Here is a 5,050-nt window from a genome sequence, read left to right as displayed (position 1 = left end):
GTCTACTAGTACCAGTCGATGGCGTTCTTCAGGGGCGCGGGATAGGAGTGGTTGTACTCCGGCGTCACCACGACGAACGCGTCGGCCGCGTCCAGCCGCGGGGTCAGCGCCGCCACCTCGGGCGGCGGCTGCCTGGTGAGCACGGCGGGCAGCCGCGCCTCGGCCAGGTCGACGACGTCGAGCGCCAGGTCGTCGCGCTGTTCGACCTGGCTGACGAACCAGTTCGCCACCACCGGCGCGAACCGGCCTTCCCGCGTGCTGCCCACGATCACGGCCAGTTGCAACGGATGCTCGGACATGACAGGTCCTTTCCCGGGTCTCGGTTCCAGTGGCTCCTGGTGACGCCATGGCCGACGATCTCGTTGATCTCGTCCTGGGTACCACCCTGGAAGCTAAACAAAGGTTGAAGTCAAGCTACCGTGGTCCACATGGCACAGCTGTCCTGGAAGACCAAGGAGCTCACCGTCGGTGAGCTGGCCGAGCGCAGTGGTGTGTCCCCCTCGGCGCTGCGTTTCTACGAGCGGCAGGGGCTCATCCGCAGCCGGCGCACCCCCGGCAACCAGCGCCGCTACGCCAGGGACATCCTGCGCAGGGTCGCCTTCGTCCGTGCCTCGCAACGCGTCGGCATCCCGCTTGCGACGATCCGGGACGTTCTCACCGTGCTGCCGGACGAGCGCACCCCCACCCGGGAGGACTGGGCGCGGGCGTCCACCCGCTGGCGCGAGGAGCTCGACGCCCGCATCCGGCGGCTGGAGCAGTTGCGCGACCACCTCACCGACTGCATTGGCTGCGGCTGCCTGTCGATCGACCGCTGCGCCCTGGTCAACCCGTACGACACCCTCGGCGAGCAGGGTGCGGGCCCCCGCTGTCACCTCGAGCCGTAGCCGCGGCAGAAATCCCACCGCGCAACAGGTGAACCCATGCTGTAGTCAACAATGTTGACGAGCTTTCGTCGATTTTTGATCTTCAAAATCAAACAAACAAAACCAAAAACTACAAAAAAGAAGTAAAGCGTCGACCCTTCCACTTTTTTTCAAGATCAAAAATGTGCGAAGTTCGTTCCCGTATCGCCTCGGCGACGTCCCTCGTCCCTGCGTCCCTCGTCTTGTCTGCGTGGACGGCGGGGCTCCAGGGCTTCGGGCCCACTGGTGGACACGTGGCGATATGATTACAGAAAGTATTGATCTTGATATTCTTCGTGACGTTGGGGTGTGGGATGAAAACCACCGGTTCCACGGAACGGAGAAGCCACGATGTCCGGTCGACAATGGTGGGTCGGAATGTGGGCGGCCATACTGGCCGTGGCCGGGACGACGCTTCTGCCGGCGTCCGCGATGGCCTCCCCGCCCGGGGCAGGAGCGCCGGGAGCGGGTGCCCGGCCGCGGGCCGGCACGCTGTACGCCTGGGGCTGGAACAACGCCGGCCAGTTCGGCGACGGCGCCACCACCGACAGCTCGGTGCCGGTACGCGTTCCCACGCTGACCGGTGTCACCGCTATCACCAGCAACTCCGGGAACACCAGGTACGTGCTGCGTCGGGACGGCACGGTCTGGGCCTGGGGCAGGAACGCCTACGGCCAGTTGGGGAACGGCGCCACCACCGACAGCCCGGTACCAGTGCGGGTCTCCGGCCTGACCAGGGTCACCGCCATCGCCTCCAGCGGGGTGACAGCGCGTATGCGCTGCGTCGGGACGGCACCGTGTGGGCCTGGGACAACAACGCGGAAGGCAACCTGGGGAACGGGACCACCACCGACAGTTCAGTACCGGTACGGATTCCCAACCTGATCGGCGTCACCGCCATCGCCTCCAAAGGGGGGACGGCGTATGCACTGCGTTCCGACGGCACGGTCTGGGCCTGGGGCGGCAACAACACCGGCCAGCTGGGCAACGGCAGTGGCGGCGTTGGCAGCCGGACCCCGATTCCGGCGCCGGTGTCCGGGCTGACCGGGGTCACCACCATCGGCACCGGCCCGTTCGCGGCGTACGCGGTGCGCGCCGACGGCACGCTCTGGGCCTGGGGACAGAACTGGAACGGCCAGCTGGGCATCGGCAGCATCTCCGTACCCGGTCTCGAGGTGACGCGGCCGGTGCGGGTCGTCGGCCTGACCGATGTGACCGCCGTCGTCGGCGGTGACGAGAACGGATATGCGCTGCGTTCCGACGGGACGGTCTGGGCGTGGGGCGGCAACAACGCCGGCCAGCTGGGCAACGGCACCACCGGCGGCGACGTCCCGGTGCCGCCGGTGGTCCCCGGTCTGACCGGAACTACCGCCATCGGCGCCGGCCTGGACGTCGCATATGCGATCGCGCCGTCCTGCTTCCGCGCGCTCTGACCTTCCGCCAGCTCCGAGCGCGACGACCCGGCCGTCCCAAAGGACGCGGGCGGAAAGCGGCCCGGGAAACTCCTCCTGGCTGGAAACTGCTACTGGCTGGTCAGAGCGCAGGGAGGCTTCTCTGACCGGCCAGCGCCGTGTCCGGGAGGGTTGGCCGCGGCGACGTCGGCGCGGCCAACCCTCCCGGGCGTACCGTCCCGGCGGGTGGTACGGCTCGGGGCGGTCTGCTGGGGGATACGGCCTTTGGGGGAAACGTCTTTCAGACGAGGGAGGCCTCGCGTACCGGCGTCTCGGGCGGGGTCCGCGTCCCAGTCGGTGTGATCCCGTCCCTGCGTTGCAGGGTGAGCAGCAGCTGCGCGGACCACCACAGGGCGGTCGCTGTGAGCGCGACGCTGGCGATGGCGCTGAGGAACAGCGCGAAGCCGTTCGGGTCGGGGCTGGAGTTCTGCAGGATGAGGGTGGGGAAGCCGGCGCCCAGGACGTCGAAGGCGAAGTTGCACGGGAAGATCGCGAAGAGCGCCAGGTTGTGGACCTCCTTGGTCGCCCGCAGCTTGAGCACGGCGGCCAGGACGGCGAAACCCGTGATCTGCGCGGCTTCCATGAACGCGATGAACAGCGGGTAGTCCAGCACGCGCCACGGCGACTCGCCGTAGTAGACGTACAGGTCGAGGTTGATCGCGGTGATCTCGAACACCGCGGTCGTGAAGGCGGTGAGGGCGCCGAGCGTGAAGATCTGCCGCAGCGTCGCGCCCCTGCTCAGCGCGCGGTACAGCAGCAGCGCCGGCAGACCGAACACCATGACGTACGCCGGCATCACCCAGACCGGCTGCGGCAGGCCGAAGCTGGTGAACAACGTCCACTGCTCGCCGTTGTCGAGCCAGTGCAGGTGGTAGGCGATGTCGTACAGCGGCTCGATGATGCTGCCGACCGCGACCGCGACAACGAGCGCCACCGGGAAGATCGAGCGTTCCTCGCGGGCCATTTTCCCGGCGTACACGAGCAGGGCGGCCGTGCCGACCCACAGCACGATGGTGGCCACGGTCTGCATCGTGGTGTTGAGCTCGAGCCCGTACGGAGGCGCGGGCGGCTGAGGCGGCGGCGGGGCAAGCGGCATGATCGACTCCTGGAATGTAAGCTGAAGCACACCTCTATGCCCTGATGACCGTACGGTTGTCCCGGATCGGGGGCATCCCCCCGGGTGTGGACTTCCCTCCTCCGGCAGCGGAATCAATCAATACGGGTGTTGTGGGATACGGCTGTGTTGCGATCCGGCGTGGTTGCCGTCGGCCGAGCCGGCCGGGCTGGCAGACTGGTCTGATGGCGAGCGACATCCCCGCGTCCGACGACATCCCCCCGGCCCGGCGGCAGACCGCGGGCCCGGTAGCCGCAAGCCCGGCGGCGGTGAGCACGGCCGCGCAGGACGAAGCCGTCGAGATCTGTCGTGACCTGGTGCGCATCGACTCGGTGAACCGGGGCAACGGCGACGGCAACGAGCGGGCCGCCGCCGAATACGTGGCGGCCAAGCTCGCCGAGGTCGGCCTTCAGACCACCATCCTGGAGTCCGAACCCGGCCGTACCAGCGTCATCACCCGGGTCGAGGGTGTCGATCCGCACCGCCCGCCGCTGCTCATCCACGGCCATCTCGACGTGGTGCCCGCGGACCCGACGGACTGGCGGGTCCACCCGTTCAGCGGCGAGATCGTCGACGGCAGTCTGTGGGGACGCGGCGCGGTCGACATGAAGGACATGGACGCGATGACGCTCGCGGTCGTCCGTGACCTGCTGCGTTCCGGTCGGCGGCCACCGCGTGACCTGGTGCTTGCCTTTGTCGCGGACGAGGAGGCCGGCGGCAGGCTCGGAGCCCGCTGGCTGGTCGACAACCACCCGCACCTGTTCGCCGACTGCAGTGAGGCGATCAGCGAGGTGGGTGGTTTCTCCTACACGGTCTCCGACGACCTGCGCCTCTATCTCATCGAGACGGCCCAGAAGGGCATCGCCTGGATGAAGCTCACCGTCGCCGGCCGGGCCGGGCACGGCTCGATGGTCAGCGACGACAACGCGGTCACGGCGCTGTGCGAGGCGGTCGTGCGGCTTGGCCGGCACCGCTTCCCGATCGTGCTGACCCCGACCGTCCGGACGTTCCTGGACTCCATCGGGGACGCGCTCGGTATCGAGATCGACACCGACGACCTGGAGACCACGATCGCCAAACTCGGCCCGATCGCCCGGATGATCGGAGCGACCATCCGCAACACCGCGAACCCGACACAGCTCAACGCGGGAGAAAAGGTCAACGTCATTCCGGGGGAGGCCACCGCGCACGTGGACGGCCGTTTCCTGCCCGGCCAGGAGGAGGAGTTCCTCCGCCAGCTCGACGAGCTGATCGGCCCGGCCGTCCGGCGTGACTGGGTCGTGTTCGACCAGGCGTTGGAGACCGGTTTCGACGGTCCGCTCGTGGACGCGATGGCGGGTGCGTTGAAAGCCGAGGACCCGGCCGCCCGCCCGGTCCCCTACATGCTTTCGGGGGGTACCGACGCCAAGTCGTTCTCCCGGCTCGGTATCCGCTGCTTTGGTTTCTCGCCCCTGCTGCTGCCACCGGACCTGGACTTCGCCGGCATGTTCCACGGTGTGGACGAGCGGGTGCCGGTCGAGTCGCTGCGGTTCGGCGTCCGCGTCCTCGACCGCTTCCTGGCCGCCTCCTAGTGTCCTGAGTCG

At 68.2% G+C, this 5,050-nt stretch carries 5 protein-coding genes and 1 pseudogene; 4 read left to right on the top strand and 2 right to left on the bottom strand.

Annotated elements, in window-relative coordinates; translation table 11 throughout:
* Positions 1-8 precede the first annotated feature (8 nt).
* Positions 9-299, bottom strand: a pseudogene (locus tag CM1CMNOD_RS10945) (NADPH-dependent FMN reductase); the annotation flags it as partial.
* A gap of 129 nt (positions 300-428) precedes the next feature.
* Here CM1CMNOD_RS10945 and soxR point away from each other — a divergent pair.
* From soxR to CM1CMNOD_RS21725, 3 genes are all read left to right on the top strand, one after another.
* A complete protein-coding gene (soxR, locus tag CM1CMNOD_RS10940) occupies positions 429-884 on the top strand; it encodes a redox-sensitive transcriptional activator SoxR (RefSeq protein ID WP_013873712.1) in 456 nt (151 codons plus the stop codon).
* Positions 885-1,280: 396 nt separating this feature from the next.
* Complete coding sequence (locus tag CM1CMNOD_RS21730; protein ID WP_165001685.1) at positions 1,281-1,787, top strand: RCC1 domain-containing protein; 507 nt, start codon at positions 1,281-1,283, stop codon at positions 1,785-1,787.
* Positions 1,700-2,335 carry an RCC1 domain-containing protein gene (locus CM1CMNOD_RS21725; RefSeq protein WP_050803491.1) on the top strand — a complete coding sequence of 212 codons (636 nt, stop codon included), beginning with the start codon at positions 1,700-1,702 and terminating at the stop codon, positions 2,333-2,335. The genes CM1CMNOD_RS21730 and CM1CMNOD_RS21725 overlap by 88 nt, the downstream gene beginning before the upstream one ends.
* 259 nt (positions 2,336-2,594) lie before the next feature.
* Here the strand turns inward: CM1CMNOD_RS21725 and CM1CMNOD_RS10930 are convergent, their stop codons facing one another.
* Positions 2,595-3,479: a hypothetical protein gene (locus CM1CMNOD_RS10930; RefSeq protein ID WP_131772497.1), complete on the bottom strand. Its 885-nt coding sequence runs from the start codon at positions 3,477-3,479 to the stop codon at positions 2,595-2,597.
* A 173-nt stretch (positions 3,480-3,652) separates the two neighbouring features.
* Here CM1CMNOD_RS10930 and CM1CMNOD_RS10925 point away from each other — a divergent pair, with 173 nt between their 5' ends.
* Positions 3,653-5,038: a M20/M25/M40 family metallo-hydrolase gene (locus tag CM1CMNOD_RS10925; protein WP_013873710.1), complete on the top strand. Its 1,386-nt coding sequence runs from the start codon at positions 3,653-3,655 to the stop codon at positions 5,036-5,038.
* Positions 5,039-5,050: the final 12 nt, after the last annotated feature.

The organism is Protofrankia symbiont of Coriaria myrtifolia, assembly GCF_900634755.1.
Classification (GTDB): Bacteria; Actinomycetota; Actinomycetes; order Frankiales; family Frankiaceae; genus Protofrankia; species Protofrankia coriariae.
The sequence above is the reverse complement of the archived record's forward strand: the minus strand, read 5'-3'. Positions and strand labels throughout refer to the sequence as shown.